Consider the following 19,638-nt stretch of genomic DNA (forward strand, 5'->3'; position numbering starts at 1 on the left):
CATGCCCGGCCCAACCCCCGGGTCCGCTGTTCGTCAACTGTTACTGTGTAGCGGTGATCAAGACCTTCGGCAACTCCTTCGTGGGGCGCGACAACGCACTCGGCTTGATCCGGCTCGTCCTCGCCGCGATGGTCATCGTGTCGCACGCCTTCCCCACCGGCGGGCTCGGCGACGACCCCTTCGGCCCGTGGGCGCACAACCAGACCAACCTCGGCGGCGTCGCCGTGGCCGGCTTCTTCGTGCTGAGCGGGTACCTGATCACCAAGACCGGCAAGAACGCCGACGTCGTGCAGTTCGTCTGGCACCGGTTCCTTCGCATCTTCCCGGCGTTCTGGGTGGTGCTGCTGGTGGGCGCCTTCATCGTCGGCCCGATCGTCTGGCTCTCCAACGGCGGCACGCTCGGCACCTACTTCACGACCGGGCCGCTCAACCCGTTCGGCTACTTCTACAACAACTGGAACCTGACAGTCACCCAGTTCGGCATCCACGACATCTACGTCAACGACACGCCCTACGGCGCGATCACCGGGTTCAGCATCTTCAACGGCTCGTTGTGGACCTTGGCGTACGAGTGGTCCTGCTACCTGATCATCGCCGCCTTCGTGCTCTTCGGGGTGCTGAAGCGGGCCCGGGCGCTGGTGCTGATCGTGACGGGCGTCTTCTTCGCCCTCCAGGTGGCCAAGAACCTGTCCCCCGACAGCTTCGGCGGCCTCATCCCGCTCCTGGCCGACCCCCGGCTGGTGAACCTCGCCCTGGCCTTCCTCGTGGGCGCCTGCTTCGCCCTCTACGCGAACGAGATCGTCTTCGACTGGCGCCTGGGCATCGGCGGCCTGATCGTGGTGCTGGTGAGCCTGCACTACGGCGGCTTCGAGATCGTCGGCTACCCCGCGATGGCGTACTTCCTGCTCTGGCTGGCCGCCGCGCTCCCCGCGCCCTTCCGGCGGGTGGGCCGGGTCAACGACTACTCCTACGGCATCTACCTCTACGGCTTCCTGCTGCAGCAGTTCCTGGCGTCGTTCGGGGTCGAGAAGCTCGGCATCGTGCCGTTCATCCTGATCGTGTTCGTGCTCTCGCTCGGCTGCGCCTGGCTCAGCTGGCACCTGATCGAGAAGCAGGTCATGAAGCTGAAGAACCGCGGCCCCGGTCAGGGCATCGCGTACTGGGTCAGCCGCGCGCGGCAGTGGCGCGAGTCGCGGCGGGGCGGTACGACCGAACCCCGTCAAGCACCCGTTCCTGCTGAGAACCACTGAGCCCCGCGTAGAGCGGGAGCCGCACCAGGCGCTCGGAGAAGTCGCGACTCCGGTCGAGCGGCCGGAGGGTGCGCCCGAACCGTCGGCCCGCCGGGCTCGCGTCCAGCGGCACGTAGTGGAAGGCGGCGCGCACGCCCTGCCGGCGCAGGTGCGCGATCAGGCCCGACTGGTCGTCGTGCGAGGGCATCAGCAGGTAGAACAGGTGGGCGGTGTGCTCGAAGGCCGGGCCCTCCGACATCAGCCGCGCCCCGATCCCGTCGGCCCACTCGCCGAGGTTCTCCGCGTAGCCGTCCCAGACCCGGTGACGCTCGGTCTGGATGGTGTCGAAGGAGGCAAGCTGCGCATCCAGCACCGCCGCGTTCAGCTCGCTGAGCAGGTAGCTCGACCCGGAGTCCTGCCAGGTGTACTTGTCGATCTCCCCGCGGAGGAAGCGGGCGCGGTTCGTGCCCTTCTCCCGGATGATCTCGGCGCGCTCCATCAGCGCGGGATCGTTGACCAGCAGGGCGCCGCCCTCGCCGCAGTGCACGTTCTTGGTGTCGTGGAAGCTCTGGGTGCCGAGCACGCCCACGGTGCCGAGCATCCGGGCCGCGCCGTCGTCGCCGGTGAGGCCGGACCGGCCGCCCACCCCGTGCGCGTTGTCCTCGACCACCGGGATGCCGAGGGGGTCGGTGACCGCGAGCACGCCCGCCAGGTCGACCGGCACCCCGCCGTAGTGCATCACCGTGACCGCGCGGGTGCGCTCGGTGACGGCCTCGGCGATCAGGGCCGGGTCGATGTTGCCGGTCGCCGGGTCGATGTCGACGAATACCGGTGTCGCGCCGCGCAGCACGACGGCGGTCGCGGCCGAGGGGAAGGTGAAGCTCGGCATCACCACCTCGTCGCCCGGGCCGATCTCCAGCAGCAGGGTCGCCATCTCGAGCGCGTGGGTGCACGAGGTGGTGAGCAGGGCGTGGTCGGCGTTCTGGATGGCCTTCAGCCGCGCCGTCGCCGAGGCCGTGAACGGGCCGTCACCGTGCGCGTGGTCGGACGCGAGCACCGTTTCGAGGTTCGTCAGCTCGCCGGGGGTGCGGAAGGGGCGGCTGAAGACGATCTCATCGAGCACCGGGTGCGGGATCCGTTCTGTCGGGGTGGGAGCCGGCGACCGGGGCGTCGTCGGCGAGGATCGTGTCGGGCATGATCGTGCCGGGGGCGTCGTCGGCGAGGATCGTGCCGGGGGCGTCGTCGGGCATGATCGTCTCGGGGTTGTCGACCACGAGGTAGAGCGGGCGGCCCATGGCCACGTTGAGCGAGACGCCGATGTACTCGGCGATGATGCCGAGCGACACCAGGACGGCGCCCGAGCAGAGCAGCAGCACCACGATGGTCGAGGCCCAGCCCGCGGTCTCCCTGTCCTGCCCGACCTCGGGCGAGACGACGATGTAGACCGCGATGGCGAGACCGATCAGCGCGATCACGCCGCCGAGCACGCTGACCGCGCGGAGGCCGGCCGTGCCGCTGGTGAGCACCATGCGCCAGAAGTAGGCGAACAGCGCCGGCAACGAGTAGCCCGAGACCCGGCCGTCGGCCGAGCGGAGCCGGGTCGGCACGGTGGCCACGCGGTTCGTCACCCACGACAGGGCGACGTCGAGGTAGACCCCGGTGGCGGCGAACTCGGCGAGCTTGCGGCCGACGTCGCCGCGGACCAGCCGGTAGCTCTGGAACTGGGACGCGTCGGGCAGGTGGAACGCGGCCCCGAGCATCCGCTTCGAGCTCTTCGAGGCGGCGCTGCGGAACACGCCGTGCGGGCGCTCGTTGGTGAAGCGCGCGTAGACGACGCCGGCCCGCTCGCGGATCGCCGTGTCGAGGAAGGCGCCGATCGAGGCGGGGTCGTGCTGGCCGTCCTCGTCCATCGTCAGGATCCAGCGGCCCGTCGAGACCGCCATGCCGGCGATCGTCGCGGCGTGCTGCCCGAAGTTGCGGCTGAGCCAGAGGATGCTGACGAAGGGATGCTGCCGCTCCAGTGCGCGCATCACGGTGTCGGAGTGGTCCGGCCCGTTGTCGTGCACCAGGATGACCTCGGAGATGCGGTAGCGCACGCCCTCGGGGGTCACTCCCCCGCGGGTGAGCGGCTCGAGCTCGGCGACCACGGCCGTCAGCGTGCGCTCGCCCTGGTAGACGGGTACGACCACGGAGATGGTGTACTCGGTCACGTCGCGGATCGCGTCGTCGTGGGGCACAACACGGGAAGCTATCACTTCGTCATCTCCAGGAAGTGGAAGCGGCCGTCGGGCGAGTCGAACGAGGCGCCCGCGGAGGTCGCGCCGCCCTGGTCGCCGAGCTGCTGCTCGAGCTGACCGATCAGGTCGGCCCCGTCATCCGTGAACGCCGCACGGTCGACCACGATGCCGCAGCTGTCGATGCCCCGCAGCGCGGTGATCATCTCGGGCACGGGAAGCGAGCCGTAGGCGCCGACCTGATCGATCGGGGCGCGGCCCTTGATCCCGCCGCCGGACCAGCGCAGCGTGTCGGAGTGCAGGAACATCCGCAGCTGCTCGGAGTCGGTCACGCCGTTGATCGGCACCGACTCGGGGAAGGCGATGTAGGGCAGCTGGTAGATCAGGCACTCCGGCGCGACCTCGGCCTCGATCTGCTGCACGAAACTCTGGTCCGAGTCGAAGCTCGCGACCGTGGCGGCCCGGGCGGGCGGGTCGATCGGCGGGATCTGGTCCCACACCGCCACCACGACCAGGAGCGCCGCGAGGGGGAAGGCCGCCCACCGCCAGCGGATGCGCCGCACCACGCGGTCCAGCAGCAGCCCCACCGCGGCGAGCGCGAGCATCGCGATCAGGATGGCGATGCGGTTCCAGGAGCGGATCGGGAAGTCGATGAACGACAGCAGCGTCGAGAGCCCGCCCACGGTGCCGAACAGGAACGCCACGAGCACCAGGCCGGCGAGCACGATCAGGGTGCTGAGCGTCTTCCGGGGCATCGCCCAGCGGGTGCGGCCGGCGGTCAGCAGGACGTAGACGGCGATCACCACGAGGGCCACGAACCCGGCGGCCGCGATCAGCCCCAGGGCGGGCTCCTCGGAGGGCAGCGGGTAGTGGGCGTCGTAGAGCTGCCGCAGCGTCGCGAACGGGCCGAACCGGTGGCCCGGCACTGGCAGCAGCAGCGCCGAGAGCTTGAAGGAGTAGAGCTCGGCCTCCGGGGGGCTTCGCACCAGCACGGCCTCGTTCGCACCGTTCGCGAGCCGGTACAGGATGCTCGGGGTCAGGTTCACGAGCATGGTGCCCGCGATCACCAGCCCGGCCGCCGCGGCGCCGAAGAACCGGCGCCAGCCGTGCGTCTGCCAGAGCTTCGCCAGCCCCACCACGGCGAGCACGAGGGCCACGAAGACGGAGTAGTAGCTGGACGCGGTGCCCAGGAGCACCAGGATGCCGACGGTCGAGAGGTTGCGCCGGGAGAAGACCTTCCGCGACCACAGCGGCATCCCGCGCGCGGCGCGGTAGACGACGCCGAGGGCGAGCGGCACGACGAAGTACGCGGCGAGGAACAGGTGGCCTTCGCCCTTGATGAAGTGGTACGGCGCGATCGCGAAGGCTACGGCGAGCGCGACCGAGAGCGTGCGGCTCACGCCGGTCAGCCGCAGGAACCAGACCGCGGTGATGGCGGCGAGCGGGAAGCCGATCACGAAATAGACGTTCATGGCCACGCCGAAGTCGCTCGTGAACAGCCGCAGCACGTCGGCGGCGATGAAGTGCAGGTTGTCGGCCTGCGGGTAGTCGCTGTAGAACTGGCCGTACGGCGCCCCGAGATCGGGCTGCTGGGTGAACCAGCCGGTCTCGATGATCGTCTTGAAGTGCGAGGCCACGGCGAGCGCGTCGCCGGAGTAGTAGAGCGGAACCCGCCAGTCGAGGTTCCAGAGGTCGAGGCCGTACCAGACGGCGACGAGCGAGAGCAGGGCCGCGGCCGCGTAGGGCAGCCAGCGCCAGCCGGTCAGGCGAGCGATCACGAGGCCGCCTTCATCCGTCGGCCGTTGACCGTGTAGTAGGCGCGGCGCGCGAGGGCCATGACCTCGGCGCGGCGGTCGCCGATCCACACGTCGCGCTCGGCGATCACGTCCGGGGCCTGGGCGCGGCACCAGGCGTGGTAGGCCTTGGCCTGCGAGGACTGCTCGTCCATGAGTGACACGCTCCACTGCCCTTCGTTCACCCGGAAGCCCGCGAGGGTGCGGTCGACGGGCAGGTAGTCGCCGCGCAGGAGCACCGCGGTGTAGGTGGTCTGGTCGATCAGGTACGGGAAGCGCGCATCCCAGCCGCCGGCCTGTTCGAGCACCGCCCGGCGGAGGGTCACGCATCCGGGTTCGCCGAACACGTTCGTGCCGCGGCGGACGGTCTGCCGCACGGCCTCGACCCCCGGCTGCACGCGGCGGGGCACGCCCTGCAGCCCGCGGTTGCGGATGGTCACGGCGCCGCGCGCGTCGAGGATGTCGCGGGGGCTCGAGACGAGCACGACTCCCGGATGCGCGTCCAACGCCTCGGTGTGCGCGGTGAGGGCGCCGGGATAGAGGAGGTCGTCGCCCGGGAGGAGCTTCAGGTACTGGCCGGTCGCCGCCTCGGAGACCCGGCGCCAGTTCGCCTCGGCGCCGCCGCCGGTGGGGGTGGTCAGGATGCGCAGCCGCGGGTCGCCGGCGGCCGCGCGCTCGATCTCGGCGAGGGTCGCGTCGGTCGAGGAGTGGTCGGCGATCACGAGCTCGAAGTCGGGGTGGTCCTGGTCGAGCACCGAGCGCACGGTCGCCGCGATGAAGTCGGCGTTCTGGTAGCTCGGGATGACGACGGAGAGCTGGGGCATCAGCGCTCCTCCTCTTCTGTGCGGCGGAAGGAGAAGCCCTTGTGGCCGAACCAGCTGATCGCGACGGTGATGACGAGGATGCACAGCTGGGCCAGGATCCGGTTCCAGCCGAGGTTCACCAGGATGGGCAGGATGACCGCGTTGATGCCGATCGAGACCAGGTAGACGCTCTCGAACCGGGCGAGGTCGCGCCAGACGTGGCCGCGCACCCGGAAGACGAAGCGGCGGTAGAGCACGAAGGCGATCAGCACGCCGATCACGTGGGCGCAGAACAGGGTGGCCAGCGACCCGACCGTCTCGTTGACGGTCCGGTCGAGCCAGGCGCCGACCGTCAGGTCGAAGGCGATGAACAGCACGAACCCGAAGCCGGTGTTGAAGCCGCCCACCAGCAGGAACGCGAACTTCCGGTCTTTCACCACCCTGAGGAGCAGCCCGGGTTGCGGTGCGCCGCCGTCGGTGGCGCGCTCGGCGTCCACTGCGCCGTCCGAGTCGCCCGGCTCTGTCACGTGCACACTCTAGGCCCCCCGCCTGACCCCGCCCCCGCACGACACCCGTCGTACTCCGAAGGGGGGCGCTTCAGGGGAGGCGGGGGCGCTCCCGGTACACTCGGTGGCGACCACATCGCGAGGAGACCTCCCCACATGAAGATTCTTGTCACCGGCGGAGCCGGGTTCATCGGCTCCAACTTCGTCCGCCGCACCCTGGAGGACGCCTATCCCGGCCTCGAGGGCGCCGAGGTCGTGGTGCTCGACGCGCTGACCTACTCGGGCAACCTCGACAACCTCCTCCCCGTGGCCGAGAACCCCCGCCTCACCTTCGTCGAGGGCGACATCCGCAACGGCCAGCTGCTCGACGACCTGTTCCCGGGCCTGGACGCCGTGGTGCACTTCGCCGCCGAGTCGCACGTCGACCGCTCGGTGCGCGACGCCTCGATCTTCGTCGAGACCAACGTGCTCGGCACGCAGCAGCTGCTCGACGCGGCGCTGCGCAACAACCTCCCCCGCTTCGTGCACGTCTCCACCGACGAGGTCTACGGCTCGATCGCCGAGGGCTCCTGGGCCGAAGACCGCCCGCTCGAGCCGAACTCCCCCTACTCCGCGTCGAAGGCCGGCAGCGACCTGCTCGCCCGCTCGTACCACCGCACGCACGGCATGAACATCTCGATCACCCGCTGCTCGAACAACTACGGGCCGTACCACTTCCCCGAGAAGGTCATCCCGCTGTTCGTCACCAACCTGATCGACGACAAGCACGTGCCCCTCTACGGCGAGGGCAACAACATCCGCGACTGGCTGCACGTCGACGACCACACCCGCGGCATCGCCATGGTGCTGGTCGGCGGCCGCGCCGGCGAGATCTACAACATCGGCGGCGGCACCGAGCTGACCAACAAGGAGCTCACCCAGCTGCTCCTGGATGCGACCGGCAAGGACTGGTCGTACGTCGACCGCGTCGCCGACCGCCTCGGTCACGACCTGCGCTACTCGGTCGACATCTCCAAGATCCAGAACGAGCTCGGTTACGAGCCCCTGGTGCCGTTCGAGCAGGGCCTGGCCGACGTGGTGCAGTGGTACCGCGACCACCGCACCTGGTGGGAGCCGCTCAAGGCCCGCGCCGCCCTGGTCTGAACCGCTCGGCACGCTCGGTCTGAATCCGCCTCGCTCCACTCTGCTCCGACGAAAGACGCTGACATGACGCGCTACCTCATCACCGGCGCCGCCGGGATGCTCGGCCACGACCTGCAGGCCGCCCTCGCGGGCCGCGACGTCACCGCCCTCACCCGCGCCGAGCTCGACATCACCGATGCGGATGCGGTGGCCGCGGCCGTCGCCGGCATCGATGTCGTGTTCAACGCGGCCGCCTACACGGCGGTGGATGCGGCGGAGACCGACGAGGAGGCCGCCCACCTCGTGAACGCGATCGGTCCGGCGACCCTCGCCGAGGCGACCGCCGCCACCGGCGCCAAGCTCTTCCAGATCTCGACCGACTACGTCTTCCAGGGCGACGCCACGACGCCCTACCCCGAGGACGAGCCGCGCGATCCGCTGAACGCCTACGGCCGCACCAAGGCCGGTGGCGAGGAGGCGGTGCTGCGGCTGAACCCCTCCGGCGGCTACGTCGTGCGCACCGCGTGGCTCTACGGCGCGGCCGGCCCGAACTTCCCCGCCACGATGCTCCGTCTGGGGCGCGAGCGCGACACCGTCAGCGTCGTCAACGACCAGGTCGGGCAGCCCACCTGGACGGCGGATCTCGCCCGCAAGCTCGTCGAGCTGGCCGATTCGGATGCGCCCGCCGGCGTCTACCACGGCACCAACTCCGGGCAGGCATCCTGGTTCGACTTCGCCCAGGCAACCTTTCAGGAAGCCGGACTCGACCCTGATAAAGTCAAGCCAACGGACAGCTCGCAGTTTGTTCGTCCCGCCCCGCGGCCCGCGTACTCCGTACTCGGGCACGACGCGTGGTCCCGAGCGGGATTGGAGCCCATGCGAGACTGGCGGGCCGCTCTGCACGAAGCGGCGTCCTCGGGAGTTTTTGGAGAGTAATGGCCACGCTGCGGGTGATCGTCGACCAGCTGGTCGCACCCGTCCCCGGCGGCATCGGTCGGTACACGCTCGAACTCACCAAGCAGCTCATCGCCACGGCTCCGCGCAACTGCGACGTCGAGGGCATCGTCTCGGCGATCTCGAACGAGAAGGCCGACGAGATCGAGGCCCGGCTGCCGGGTCTCGCGGGGCTGCACCGAGCCACCCTGCCCCGGCGTGAGCTCGCCGCCGCCTGGCAGCACGGCGTGATCGGATCCTCCGGTTCCGGCATGGTGCACGCCACGAGCCTGCTCGCCCCGCTCCGCAAGCACGACCGCCGCGCCGACCTCGGCACGCAGACGGCCGTGACGATCCATGACGTCGTGCCGTGGACGCATCCGCAGACCCTGACCCCCCGCGGGGTCACCTGGCACAAGGCCATGGCCAAGCGCGCCGCCCGCTACGCCGACGCGATCGTGGTGCCCACGCACGCCGTGGCTGAAGACCTGTCGCGGTACTTCAACTTCGGCGACCGGGTGCGGGTGATCGGAGGCGCCGTCAGCGAGCTGCTGCGCCTGCCCGCCGAGCCGGCCGAACGCGCTCGCGAGCTCGACCTTCCCGCCCAGTACATCCTCGCGGTCGGCACGCTCGAGCCGCGGAAGGGCCTGAGCGCCCTCATCCAGGCCCTCGCGCACCCCGCGACCGGCGACCTGCCGCTGCTGATCGCCGGGCCCGAGGGCTGGGGCGAGTTCGACGTCGCCTCCGTCGCGGCGGCGGCCGGGGTGGATGCGTCGCGCATCCGCGTACTCGGATTCGTCAGCGACAGCGACCTCGCCCTGCTCGTCGACCGGGCCACGGTGTTCGTCTACCCCAGCCTCGCCGAGGGCTTCGGGCTCCCGCTCGTGGAGGCCTTCAACTTCGGCACCCCTGTCATCCACGCCGATGTGCCCGCCCTCGTCGAGGTCGCGGCCGGTTCGACTTTCATCGTGCCCCGCACCACCCCCGAGGCCTACGCCGGCCAGCTGGCCGAGGCCATCGGCGCGGTCGTCGGCGACTCCGCCCTCCGCACCCGCCTCTCGATCTCGGGCCTCGACCGTGCCCGGGCGTTCTCGTGGCGGGATTCGGCGGACAAAGTGTGGCAGTTGCACGCTGATCTGTAGCTAGTTGCCGCGCCGCCGCCTCTGCGGCGCGGGCGACATGTTCGCGTGCCGTCGGAGAGCGCGGCCTACGGTCGAGCTCTCCGGCGACGCGCTCACCCTGTGTCGTCGACAAAGGCCCGCAGCTTTCCTCTCCGTCCCAAGAGTTCTTGGGTGGTGGAATGCTACGGGCCTTCCTCGTTGACCCAGGGTGAGTGCGCGGCCGCGTGAGCGACCGCACACGAACATGTCGCGTCGCGCCGGGCAGGGACCGGCGCGACCCGGGATGGGCGCGCGAAGCACGCCCATCCCGGCAGCTAACACAGCGGGACAGTTTCAGCCCACACCTGCCGGGACGGAAAGGCCGTTAGTGGCCCTTCACCTGCCGGGACGGAAAAGCCGTTAGCTGGCCTCCACCTTCCGGAACGGAAAAGCCGTTCGTGGGCCCTCCCCTGCCGGCATGGAAATGCCGTTAGTGGGCCGTCACCTGCCGGAACGCAAGAGACCGTCAGTCAGCCCTCACCTGCCGGCACCCTTGTTCAGCCAGCCGAGTCCGTCTCCGGCGCCGGGTTCAGCGCACTCTGCACCGTGCTCCGCACGAGGTCCCAGTCCGGGGCCTCGGGGTCGATGAGGGGCGGGGTGAGGTCGACGCGGTCGACCGGGAGCTGACGGGTCTTGAGGGCGAGGTCGAGGAAGTAGGAGAGCGTCGACTGGGGGATGTCGGTCTGCACGACCTGCGTGCCGGCCTCGACGATGCCCTGGAACTTCGTCAGCACGTTCACCGGCTGGAACTGCTGCAGGATGGCCGTCTGCAGCTCGCCCTGTCGCTGCATCCGGTCGTAGTCGCTCGTGGTGTGCCGCGACCGCGCGTACCAGAGGGCGGTGTACCCGTTCATGTGCTGCTCGCCGGGCCAGATCCAGCCCTCGATCTCGTTGCCGTCCTCGTCGCCGCCCATCGGCAGCTTCTCGGTCACGTTGATGTCGACGCCGCCGAGCGCGTCGATCAGGTCGGAGAAGCCCTGCATGTCGATCATCACGTAGTACTGGATGGTCATGCCCAGGGCGCCCTCGACCGCGTCCTTCGTCGCCTCGACGCCCGGGTTCGACCCCTCGGCGTCGGCGTTCGGGTACAGGTCCTGGTCGAAGGCCTCGACGCGCGGGTAGAGGAAGCTGATCTGGCAGTCGCTGCCGCAGTCGTAGGTGCCGTCCGGCGCGTAGTCGGTGCCGATCAACGGCGACCCCTCGCGCAGCGGCACCTGCTCCAGGTTGCGCGGGATGCCGATCATCGTCGCGCGACCGGTGTCGGCGTCGATGCTGACCACGGTCATGCTGTCGGGCCGCATCCCGTCGCGGTCGGGCCCGGCATCGCCACCGAGCAGCAGGATGTTGTAGCGGCCGTCGACGGGGGGCTCGGCTGCCGCCTGGGCCGAGAACACGGCGCTCAGGCCGCTCTGGGCGACGTTCGCGACGTAGGCCGCCCAGGCGGCACCGCCCGAGGTGACGACCAGGAGCAGCACCGAGAAGATCGCCAGCCACGGCCGCGCGCTCGATCCGACGTTGACCAGCCGCACGAGGCGGAGGGTGTCGAGCGTCAAGATGACCCAGAGCACCGCGTAGGCGACGAGCACGCCCTGCACGAGCGTGAGCGGGATCGGGTTGGTGACGATGGAGAAGATGACCTGCGGCCAGATCAGGTAGACCACGATGCCGATGATCGCCATCAGCCACAGCGCGAACGTGAAGTACAGTCCGAACCGGCCGAGCTTGCGGTTGCCCGCGAGCACCTGGGCCGAACCCGGCATGAGGAAGTTCAGCACCACGAGCCACCAGCCCCTGACCGTCATGGCCTTGGCTGAGGAGGTGTCCGGATACCGGATCGGGCTCGCGGTGGAGTTCGCGGTCATAGCGGTCATAGGCGGGTCTGCAGGGCTTCGTTCTTCTGTTCGACGAGCTCCGTGAGCCCGGCGCGGTAGGCATCCAGCGCGTCGGCTAGCTCACCATCGTGGGTCGAGAGAATGCTGACAGCGAGCAGCCCGGCGTTCTTCGCGCCCCCGATCGACACGGTGGCGACCGGGATGCCGGCGGGCATCTGCACGATCGAGAGCAGCGAGTCGAGGCCGTCGAGCCGCGCCAGCGGCACGGGCACGCCGATCACCGGCAGCGTCGTCACGGCCGCGACCATCCCGGGCAGGTGCGCCGCCCCGCCCGCGCCCGCGATGACCACCTTGAGGCCGCGCGCGCGAGCGCTGCGGCCGTAGTCGATCATCTTCTCGGGCGTGCGGTGGGCGGAGACCACCTGCACCTCGACGGGCACGCCGAAGTCGTTCAAGACCTGCACGGCGTCGCTCATCACCGAGAAGTCGGAATCCGACCCCATGACGACGCCCACGATCGGCTGTTCGGAGGGCATGCCCCCGATGATAGGTCTCAGTCGGTGAAGAAGGCGGCAGCGGCACGCGCCTGGAACACGACCTCGTCGAGATCTTCACCCGAGGTCGTGACGTGCCCGATCTTGCGGCCGGGCCGGGGCGACTTGCCGTAGAGGTGCAGCTTGGCCGTCGGCTGGTCGTCGAGCGCCAGCGCCGCCGGCCGGTCGAGGTCGCCGTCGGCGGGCCCGCCCAGGATGTTGACCATGACGCTCCACGGGTCGCGGATGCCGGTCGCGCCCAGCGGCAGGTCGAGCACGGCACGGAGGTGCTGCTCGAACTGGCTGGTGGTCGAGCCGTCGATGGTCCAGTGCCCGGTGTTGTGCGGTCGCATGGCCAGCTCGTTGACCAGGATGCGCTCGTCCGTCGTCTCGAACAGCTCGACCGCGAGCACCCCGGTGACCCCGAGCGCTTCGGCGATGGTGGTGCCGATCTGCGCCGCCAGCTCGGCGAGCTTCAGCGACGCGCCGGGTGCCGGGGCGATGACCTCGGCGCAGACGCCGTCGCGCTGGATCGACTCGACCACGGGCCACAGAGTGAGCTCGCCGCTCGGCCGCCGGGCGACCAGCTGCGCGAGCTCGCGACGGAAGTCGACCAGCTCCTCCACCAGCAGCGCCCCGCCGTTGCCGTCTTCGTCGAGCGCGCGGAACCAGTCCTCGGCCTGCTCGGCCGCCGACACCACCCGCACGCCCTTGCCGTCGTAGCCGCCGCGCGCGGTCTTGACCACGGCACGACCGCCGTGGTCGGCGAGGAAGTCGTCGAGCTCGGCCGGCGTCGCCACCCGCGCCCAGTCGGGCATCGGCACGCCGAGTTCGCCGAGCCGCTGCCGCATGGCCAGCTTGTCCTGCGCGAACTGGAGCGCATCCGGACCGGGATGCACGCGGACGCCGTCGGCGACCAGGGCCCGGAGCACCGCCTGCGGCACGTGCTCGTGGTCGAAGGTCACGACGTCGACGTCGCGCGCGAAGGCCCGCACGGTCTCGAGGTCGGTGTAGTCGCCGACCGCGGTGGCCGCGATCGCGGCCGCCATGCCCTCGCTCTCGGCCAGCACCCGGATGTCGATGCCCAGCTCGATCGCCGGGGGCACCATCATCCTCGCGAGTTGTCCGCCGCCGATCACGCCCACTCGAAAAGTCACGGCACCAGTTTACCCGCGCCGTAGTACGGCGTGGAGGGCGTCGGATGCTCGGTGAGCTCCCCGAGGAGACCGGCGACCAGGCGCGCGCTCGGCACGTCGTGCAGCACGAGCGTCAGGTCGGGGCCGGCGGTCACCCGCACGTCGCCCGAGCCCGCCATCGCCTGCAGCGGACCGCGGCGGAGGCGCACGTCGGTGACCCGGGCGAGATAGAGGTCCTGCCGGTGCCGCACGACGAAGCCGCTGCGGGCGATGATGCGGCGGTCGGTGAGGGTGTACCGGTGGCCGAGCCAGGCGAAGAAGGGCAGCATCGTGCCGAAGAACAGCAGCCCCGCGGCGGCGCCCAGCGCCAGCCAGTTCTGCCACTCCTCCGGGAACCGGCCGCCGTACCAGCCGAACGCCGTCACGGTCGCGAACAGGATCAGCACGGGGAGCACCAGGCGCCGGGCGTGCGGGCGCACCCGCAGCAGGATCGTCTCGGGGGCGGGCTCCCGCACCGGCTCGACGTTCGTGGTGTGGTCGGTGTGGCCGGCGAAGCCGTAGGGCTGGGGGATGCCGCCGAGCAGGTCGTCGAAGGCCGGAGCCTGCGGGGCGGGATGACCGGATGCGGCGGCGGGCGCGCCCCAGCCGAAGCGCTCCGTCTCCTCGTTCCGCCCGGTCATGAGCACAGTCTGGCGGCTCCGGCCCGGAATCAGCTGTCGCTGTGCCGGAGATGCGTCACATCGCCCGCGGCGACCACGAGCTCGCCCTCGGCCGTGTCGACGACGAGGCGCCCCGATGGATCGATGGCGCGCGCCGTCCCGATCCGCATCGACGGGCCGGGCAGCTCCACCCGCACGGCACGGCCGAGCGTGGCCGAGCGGTCGACGACGGCGTCGAGCAGCCCGCTCGCCACGGGGTCTCCCCCGTGGTCGGCCCAGGCGTGGAAGAGCGCGGTCAGCTCCTCCAGGTAGGCCGCGAGCACCGCATCCGCCGTCACCGCCGTCGGGTCGGCCCCCGCGAGCACGAGCGAGGTCGCCTGCGGGGTGGGCAGCTCGTCGGCCCGGAGCGAGAGGTTGACGCCGGTGCCGATCACCAGGCCCGCCGCATCCGGCAGCAACTCGGCGAGAATGCCCGAGAGCTTGCGTTCGCCCACCAGCACGTCGTTCGGCCACTTGAGGGCGACGGGAGCGCCGGGCGCGCCGCTCGCGCCGGTCACCCCGCTCGAGCCGCTCGCGCCGGTCACCCCGCTAGCCCCCGCCAGGAACCGGTCCGCCGCCCGCGCCATCGCCAGCCCCGCCACGAGCGGCAGCAGCCCCCAGCGGTCGCGGTCGACGGATGCGGGGGGCCGCAGCAGCACCGAGACCGCGAGCGAACGCCCCGCCGGCGCCGTCCATACCCGCCCGAGCCGGCCTTTGCCCGCCACCTGGTCGTCGGTCGCGACGACCGAGAACGCGGGCCAGTCCGCCCCCGCCGGCCCGGTCGCCGCCTGCACCAGCACGTCGTTGGTCGAACCGGCCTGGGCCAGCCAGACGAGCTTGGGCGAGAGGGGTGCGGACAGCGGCAGATCCATGCGCCCACGCTACTTCGTGACAAGCCGCCCCGGTGGTTTTGTAGGGTTTCATCAACGAGGTGGCCCGAGGACTGGCCGGTAGAGTGAACGGCGTGAGCGACGACCAGACCACCGAGCCCAGCACCACCCTCCCCGACATGATGACGACGGCGGGCAAGCTGGCCGACCTCAAGAACCGCTACCACGAGGCCGTGACGGCCTCCGGCAAGGCGGCGATCGAGAAGCAGCACAAGCGCGGCAAGAAGACCGCCCGCGAGCGGATCGAGCAGCTGCTCGACCACGGCTCCTTCGTCGAGATCGACGAGTTCGTGCGCCACCGCACCCACGCCTTCGGCATGGAGAAGTCCCGGCCCTACGGCGACGCGGTCGTCACCGGCACCGGCACGATCCACGGCCGCCAGGTCGCGGTCTACGCGCAGGACTTCACGATCTTCGGCGGTTCGCTCGGCGAGGTCGCCGGCGAGAAGATCATCAAGGTGATGGATCTGGCGCTGAAGACCGGCGTCCCGATCATCGGGATGCTCGACTCGGGCGGCGCACGCATCCAGGAGGGCGTCGTCGCCCTCGGCAAGTACGGCGAGATCTTCCGCCGCAACACGGCCGCCTCCGGTGTCATCCCCCAGATCTCGATCATCATGGGCCCGGCGGCCGGTGGCGCGGTCTACTCCCCCGCCCTCACCGACTTCGTGATCATGGTCGACAAGACCAGCCAGATGTTCGTCACCGGCCCCGACGTGATCAAGACCGTCACCGGCGAAGACGTCGGCATGGAGGAGCTGGGCGGCGCGCTCACGCACAACAAGATCTCCGGCGTCTCGCACTACCTGGCCAGCGACGAGGACGACGCGCTCGACTACGCCCGGGCCCTGCTCAGCTTCCTCCCCGACAACAACCTCGCCGAGCTGCCGGTCTACGACAGCGCCGTCGAGCTCGAGGTGACGGATGCGGACCGCAAGCTGAACACGATCATCCCGGATTCGCCGAACCAGCCCTACGACGTGCACACCGTCATCGAGCACCTGGTCGACAACGGTGACTTCCTCGAGACCCAGCCGCTGTACGCGCCGAACATCGTGGTGGGCTTCGCGCGGATCGAGGGCCGCAGCGTCGGCATCGTCGCCAACCAGCCCAGCGCCATGGCCGGCACCCTGAACATCGAGGCCGGTGAGAAGGCGTCCCGCTTCGTGCGGTTCTGCGACGCCTTCTCGATCCCGATCCTCACGCTGGTGGATGTCCCCGGCTACCTGCCGGGCACCGACCAGGAGTGGACCGGCGTCATCCGCCGCGGGGCGAAGCTGCTCTACGCCTACGCCGAGGCGACCGTGCCGCTGGTCACGGTCATCCTGCGCAAGGCCTACGGCGGCGCCTACATCGTCATGGGCTCCAAGCAGCTCGGCGCCGACATCAACTTCGCCTGGCCGACGGCCGAGATCGCGGTGATGGGCGGTCAGGGCGCGGTCAACATCCTCTACCGCGGTGAGATCAAGCGCGCCGAGGAGGCCGGCGAAGACGTCGCCGCCGTGCGCACCAAGCTCGCGAACGAGTACACCTACAACGTGGCCTCGCCGTTCCTCGCGGCCGAGCGCGGTGAGCTCGACGGCGTGATCGAGCCGGCCGCCACCCGCGTGGCGATCACCAAGGCCCTCCGCGCCCTCAAGACCAAGCGCGCGAGCCTGCCCCCGAAGAAGCACGGCAACATCCCGCTCTAGGCAGGCCCATGTCGCCGCTCAGCGGCGCGGGATGAGGGTGCGCACCAGCGACACCGCCTCCTTGCCGCTCATCGACGGCAGGTAGGCCTTGCCGATCGCGCCGCCGATCGTGGGCAGCGCGAGCGGGTTCGGGTAGGCCATGTAGATGGTCGAGTAGGTCGGGTTGAACTTGGCCTTGAACTTGAACAACGACGAGAACCCGTAGGCCGGCTCGAGCGCCTTGGCCAAGAACTCGGCGAGCCCGGTCATCACGGTCGGCGCCGGCGGCTCCTCACCCTTGGGCACGGGTGCGACCGCGAGCGGGGCGCCCGAGAGCGAGAGCACCTCGACGCCCTCCTCCTTCATGTGCAGAGCCGAGGAGGCGATCAGGAACTCCATCGTGCCGCCCATCGAGCCGTCGGCGCGGCGCATGAAGTCGAGGGTGTAACCCACCGGGACCCCGTCGCGGAACTCCGGCAGCCAGCTGGTGACCGCCGCGATCTTCCCCTCGGCGTCGATCGCGAGCATGAGCTTCACGTCGGGATCCTTGATCTCCTCGAGCGCGCCGAGCGTGAAGCCCATCTCGGGCAGCTCCTTCTCCGAGACCCAGGCCTCGGAGATCGCGTTGATCTGCGAGATGTAGGAGCGGGAGAGCTCGTCATAGGTGGTCCAGACCGTGGTCATGCCCTCGCGCACCCCGCGGTTGAGCGACGAGCGCACGTTCTGCCACGACTTGCCCGTCATCTCCAGCGACTGCGGGTGCATGAGCGTCTCCTCGCCCACCGACATGTACTGCCACTCCAGCTCGTCGAAGACCGGCAGGAACTGCTCGTGCACGCTGTAGAAGACCGGGATCCAGCCGCGCGCGTCGCAGAACGCGACGAATTCGCGCACCGTGCGCGCCTCGTCGCCCGGGCGGCAGACGGGGTCGCTCATGGTGATCGCGACGCCGTTGATCACCCGGTAGGCGACCGCCGCATCCTGGGCCTGGTCGAACCAGTACACGTTGCCGGGCCAGGTGGTCATCCAGCCGAGCGTGCCGCCCCCACCCCGGCGGAGGAGGGCCCGGATGCGCTGCGGGTCGCCGACCTTGACCGACTGCTCCATCGAGGCCAGCAGCTGGAAGGACGCCACGGTGAAGACCGCCCAGAACACCGGCCCCATCCACTGGAACAGGAACAGCGTCACCCCGGCCGAGGGCACGACGACGTCTCCGGTGACCCCGACCATGGTCACGGGGAGGAACCGACGCGGCAGGTCGAAGGCGAGGTCGACGATCGTGACTCCGTTCGGCGTGAACTGCCCGATCGTGATGCCGCCGGCCACGAGGTACACCAGCGAGAGCGCGAGGAAGCTGCCGATCACGACGACGGCGAAGCGGATGACGGCCTCCCGCGGCGCCCGCACGGCGAACCGCCTCCGCGCGATCACGAGCAGGATGGCGACGGCCAGCGGCACCAGCACCGTCGAGCCGCCCCAGACGATGTACTCCCCGACGTCGACGGCCTGCAGCTCGCTGGTGTCGCCGTCGATCAGCGGCACGAAGGAGGCGGCGAGGCCGAGGAAGACGAAGGCCAGCACGATCTGCGCGACGTTGGTGACGACGGCCAGCCAGAGCGCGAACCGCCGGCCGCGACGGAGGCCCCAGGCGGCGACCAGCAGCAGCGCGAGCGGCACGAAGGTCTGCACGATCGGGCCGACGCCGCCGAGCGCGGCGAGCCGGCGCATGTCGTCGCAGGCCGAGGAGGTCGCGGTCTGGCAGAGGTCGTTGATGTCGGCGGCGCTCGGGAAGATGTCGCCGTAGAAGCTGCCGGCCAGCCCGAAGGCGCCGTTGCCGTCGGGGTTGAGGAGGGAGACGAGCGGGCCGAGGGCGGTGATGAGCACGATCGTCGCGATCAGCAGCCGCACCTCGCCGAACGAGCTCTTGCGGAAGACGACCTTGTGCTCCCGCCCGGAGAGGAAGTGCCCGATCACGAGACCGGCGACGCCCGCGATCAGCCGGTACACGGTCGAGGTGTCGCCGTCGTAGAGCGCGAACATAATCAGCAGACCGAAGGCGACCAGGCGCACGCGTCGGCGCCAGAGGGCGGTCATGAACGCGCTCGCGGTCAGGATCGAACCGACGATCGGGGTCAAGGGGTCCATCGTGAGGTCGGCGCTCGTGCCGTCGGCCCACCACTCGCCGGCGAGCGAGCCGACCCACTGCACCAGCACCCCGAGGCCGACCCCGAGGAAGCCAGTCACCAGGAAGACCGGCACGAGGCGCCGGCGGCCGAGGTGCCGCTCCGCGACCCCGAGCAGCACCAGCGAACCGACGATGCCCCAGACCAGCTGGAACGGGTCCCACGGGATGAACGGGGCCGTGAAGACCGTCCACCAGGTGCCCGCGTCGACCGTCGTGGTCACGCCCGCGGCCCAGGCGGCCTGGGTCTGTTCCGACGCCGTGCCGAAGAACGTGCCGGCGATCAGGGAGGTGATCAGGATGATGGCGGCGAAGGCGATGCTGAGCGGCACCGTCCGCAGGTACCGCCCTGTGAATTCGAGCGTGTTCTTCATTCCCCGGTCCCCTCTGCGGTCCGGGTTCCGCCCCGGCCACGCCCGGCCCACTGCGGCCTGGGATCTAATGTAGCCTCGACGATGTGGACGAGACGACGGATTCCACGCCCCTGCGCGTGCTGACCCCAGCCCTCTCCCCCGATGAGCTCGCGGCCGTGGTCGCGGTCGTCGAGGCCGCCGTGGAGGAAGAGCTCGACGAGCTGCACTCCGGGGTGCGGATCAACCCCTCCGCCTGGGAGCGCAGCCAGCGCACCGTGCGCGCGCCGCTGCATCCGGGTGCCGGGCACTGGCGGGGCTTCAGCGCCTGAGTCGCGGGTCGCCTGCTCGTCTGAACGGCCGCTCGTCTGGATGCTCGGTGAACGCTTCCTGAAAGCGCTCGCGAAAATGTCCACCGAAAGACCGACTGTGCGCTTGCGCCCGGGTCACCAGAATAGGTATCGCAAGGTGTCTCTCTTCTGGAGCGGCACCGCCGGAACGGGTCGACTAGGGTAAGCGGGCTCGTCTCCGGGGGCGAGTCAGGGCGATATTCGGGTTGTCGTCCTG

17 protein-coding genes are annotated in these 19,638 nt (G+C 70.2%); 6 read left to right on the forward strand and 11 right to left on the reverse strand.

Features of this window, described 5'->3' with window-relative positions; genetic code table 11:
• Window positions 1-53 precede the first annotated feature (53 nt).
• A complete protein-coding gene (locus AC59HU_RS10965; RefSeq protein WP_497223419.1) occupies window positions 54-1,250 on the forward strand; it encodes an acyltransferase family protein in 1,197 nt (398 codons plus the stop codon).
• On the opposite strand, the gene rffA is transcribed toward AC59HU_RS10965, so the two are convergent.
• From rffA to AC59HU_RS10990, 5 genes are read right to left on the reverse strand one after another with little or no spacing between them, the layout of a single operon-like run.
• The gene (gene rffA / locus AC59HU_RS10970) at window positions 1,165-2,352 is read right to left on the reverse strand and encodes a dTDP-4-amino-4,6-dideoxygalactose transaminase (protein ID WP_497223420.1); all 1,188 of its coding nucleotides are present in this window, start codon (window positions 2,350-2,352) and stop codon (window positions 1,165-1,167) included. The two genes, AC59HU_RS10965 and rffA, sit on opposite strands and share 86 nt — an antisense overlap.
• Window positions 2,342-3,466, reverse strand: coding sequence for a glycosyltransferase (locus tag AC59HU_RS10975; RefSeq protein WP_497223421.1), 1,125 nt, complete (start codon window positions 3,464-3,466; stop codon window positions 2,342-2,344). The genes rffA and AC59HU_RS10975 overlap by 11 nt, the downstream gene beginning before the upstream one ends.
• 14 nt (window positions 3,467-3,480) lie before the next feature.
• The gene (locus tag AC59HU_RS10980) at window positions 3,481-5,241 is read right to left on the reverse strand and encodes a hypothetical protein (protein WP_497223422.1); all 1,761 of its coding nucleotides are present in this window, start codon (window positions 5,239-5,241) and stop codon (window positions 3,481-3,483) included.
• Entirely contained in the window at window positions 5,238-6,080 is an 843-nt protein-coding gene (locus tag AC59HU_RS10985; protein WP_497223423.1) for a glycosyltransferase family 2 protein, read from the reverse strand. Before AC59HU_RS10985 ends, AC59HU_RS10980 begins: the two co-directional genes overlap by 4 nt.
• Window positions 6,080-6,586: a GtrA family protein gene (locus AC59HU_RS10990; RefSeq protein WP_497223424.1), complete on the reverse strand. Its 507-nt coding sequence runs from the start codon at window positions 6,584-6,586 to the stop codon at window positions 6,080-6,082. The genes AC59HU_RS10985 and AC59HU_RS10990 overlap by 1 nt, the downstream gene beginning before the upstream one ends.
• A 135-nt stretch (window positions 6,587-6,721) precedes the next feature.
• Here AC59HU_RS10990 and rfbB point away from each other — a divergent pair, with 135 nt between their 5' ends.
• The 3 genes from rfbB to AC59HU_RS11005 all read left to right on the forward strand — a co-directional run bounded on the left by rfbB (window position 6,722) and on the right by AC59HU_RS11005 (window position 9,762).
• On the forward strand, window positions 6,722-7,708 hold the full coding sequence (gene rfbB, locus AC59HU_RS10995; RefSeq protein ID WP_497223425.1) for a dTDP-glucose 4,6-dehydratase: 987 nt from the start codon (window positions 6,722-6,724) through the stop codon (window positions 7,706-7,708).
• A gap of 63 nt (window positions 7,709-7,771) precedes the next feature.
• Window positions 7,772-8,623 (forward strand): dTDP-4-dehydrorhamnose reductase, encoded by an 852-nt coding sequence (gene rfbD / locus AC59HU_RS11000; protein WP_497223426.1) that lies wholly within the window; start codon window positions 7,772-7,774, stop codon window positions 8,621-8,623.
• Complete coding sequence (locus AC59HU_RS11005) at window positions 8,623-9,762, forward strand: glycosyltransferase family 4 protein (RefSeq protein WP_497223427.1); 1,140 nt, start codon at window positions 8,623-8,625, stop codon at window positions 9,760-9,762. The genes rfbD and AC59HU_RS11005 overlap by 1 nt, the downstream gene beginning before the upstream one ends.
• 515 nt (window positions 9,763-10,277) lie before the next feature.
• Here the strand turns inward: AC59HU_RS11005 and AC59HU_RS11010 are convergent.
• Genes AC59HU_RS11010 through AC59HU_RS11030 form a run of 5 tightly spaced genes read right to left on the reverse strand, consistent with a single transcriptional unit; the run spans window position 10,278 to window position 14,851 of the window.
• On the reverse strand, window positions 10,278-11,642 hold the full coding sequence (locus tag AC59HU_RS11010) for an LCP family glycopolymer transferase (protein WP_497223428.1): 1,365 nt from the start codon (window positions 11,640-11,642) through the stop codon (window positions 10,278-10,280).
• A 5-nt stretch (window positions 11,643-11,647) separates the two neighbouring features.
• A complete protein-coding gene (gene purE / locus AC59HU_RS11015; RefSeq protein ID WP_497223429.1) occupies window positions 11,648-12,148 on the reverse strand; it encodes a 5-(carboxyamino)imidazole ribonucleotide mutase in 501 nt (166 codons plus the stop codon).
• Between the two features lie 17 nt (window positions 12,149-12,165).
• A complete protein-coding gene (locus tag AC59HU_RS11020) occupies window positions 12,166-13,302 on the reverse strand; it encodes a 5-(carboxyamino)imidazole ribonucleotide synthase (protein WP_497223430.1) in 1,137 nt (378 codons plus the stop codon).
• Entirely contained in the window at window positions 13,299-13,961 is a 663-nt protein-coding gene (locus AC59HU_RS11025; protein ID WP_497223431.1) for a PH domain-containing protein, read from the reverse strand. The genes AC59HU_RS11020 and AC59HU_RS11025 overlap by 4 nt, the downstream gene beginning before the upstream one ends.
• Window positions 13,962-13,990: 29 nt before the next feature.
• Entirely contained in the window at window positions 13,991-14,851 is an 861-nt protein-coding gene (locus AC59HU_RS11030) for a biotin--[acetyl-CoA-carboxylase] ligase (RefSeq protein WP_497223432.1), read from the reverse strand.
• 137 nt (window positions 14,852-14,988) lie between these two features.
• On the opposite strand from AC59HU_RS11030, the gene AC59HU_RS11035 reads away from it, so the two are divergent.
• Entirely contained in the window at window positions 14,989-16,560 is a 1,572-nt protein-coding gene (locus AC59HU_RS11035; protein WP_497223504.1) for an acyl-CoA carboxylase subunit beta, read from the forward strand.
• Window positions 16,561-16,578: 18 nt separating this feature from the next.
• Here AC59HU_RS11035 and AC59HU_RS11040 read toward each other — a convergent pair whose 3' ends face one another.
• Entirely contained in the window at window positions 16,579-19,095 is a 2,517-nt protein-coding gene (locus AC59HU_RS11040) for a phosphatidylglycerol lysyltransferase domain-containing protein (protein WP_497223433.1), read from the reverse strand.
• Window positions 19,096-19,178: 83 nt separating this feature from the next.
• On the opposite strand from AC59HU_RS11040, the gene AC59HU_RS11045 reads away from it, so the two are divergent.
• Window positions 19,179-19,403 carry an acyl-CoA carboxylase epsilon subunit gene (locus tag AC59HU_RS11045; protein ID WP_497223434.1) on the forward strand — a complete coding sequence of 75 codons (225 nt, stop codon included), beginning with the start codon at window positions 19,179-19,181 and terminating at the stop codon, window positions 19,401-19,403.
• The last annotated feature ends 235 nt before the right edge of the window (window positions 19,404-19,638 follow it).

The organism is Herbiconiux sp. 320_LB, from assembly GCF_059691755.1.

Excerpts from the sequence above, each read along its gene's own strand:
- AC59HU_RS11030 (WP_497223432.1), bottom strand. The coding sequence starts at position 14,851 with ATGGATCTGCCGCTGTCCGCACCCCTCTCGCCCAAGCTCGTCTGGCTG.
- AC59HU_RS11040 (WP_497223433.1), bottom strand. The coding sequence starts at position 19,095 with ATGAAGAACACGCTCGAATTCACAGGGCGGTACCTGCGGACGGTGCCG.
- rfbD (WP_497223426.1), top strand. The coding sequence starts at position 7,772 with ATGACGCGCTACCTCATCACCGGCGCCGCCGGGATGCTCGGCCACGAC.
- AC59HU_RS11025 (WP_497223431.1), bottom strand. The coding sequence starts at position 13,961 with ATGACCGGGCGGAACGAGGAGACGGAGCGCTTCGGCTGGGGCGCGCCC.
- AC59HU_RS11035 (WP_497223504.1), top strand. The coding sequence starts at position 14,989 with ATGATGACGACGGCGGGCAAGCTGGCCGACCTCAAGAACCGCTACCAC.
- AC59HU_RS11010 (WP_497223428.1), bottom strand. The coding sequence starts at position 11,642 with ATGACCGCGAACTCCACCGCGAGCCCGATCCGGTATCCGGACACCTCC.
- AC59HU_RS10985 (WP_497223423.1), bottom strand. The coding sequence starts at position 6,080 with ATGCCCCAGCTCTCCGTCGTCATCCCGAGCTACCAGAACGCCGACTTC.
- rfbB (WP_497223425.1), top strand. The coding sequence starts at position 6,722 with ATGAAGATTCTTGTCACCGGCGGAGCCGGGTTCATCGGCTCCAACTTC.
- purE (WP_497223429.1), bottom strand. The coding sequence starts at position 12,148 with ATGCCCTCCGAACAGCCGATCGTGGGCGTCGTCATGGGGTCGGATTCC.
- AC59HU_RS11005 (WP_497223427.1), top strand. The coding sequence starts at position 8,623 with ATGGCCACGCTGCGGGTGATCGTCGACCAGCTGGTCGCACCCGTCCCC.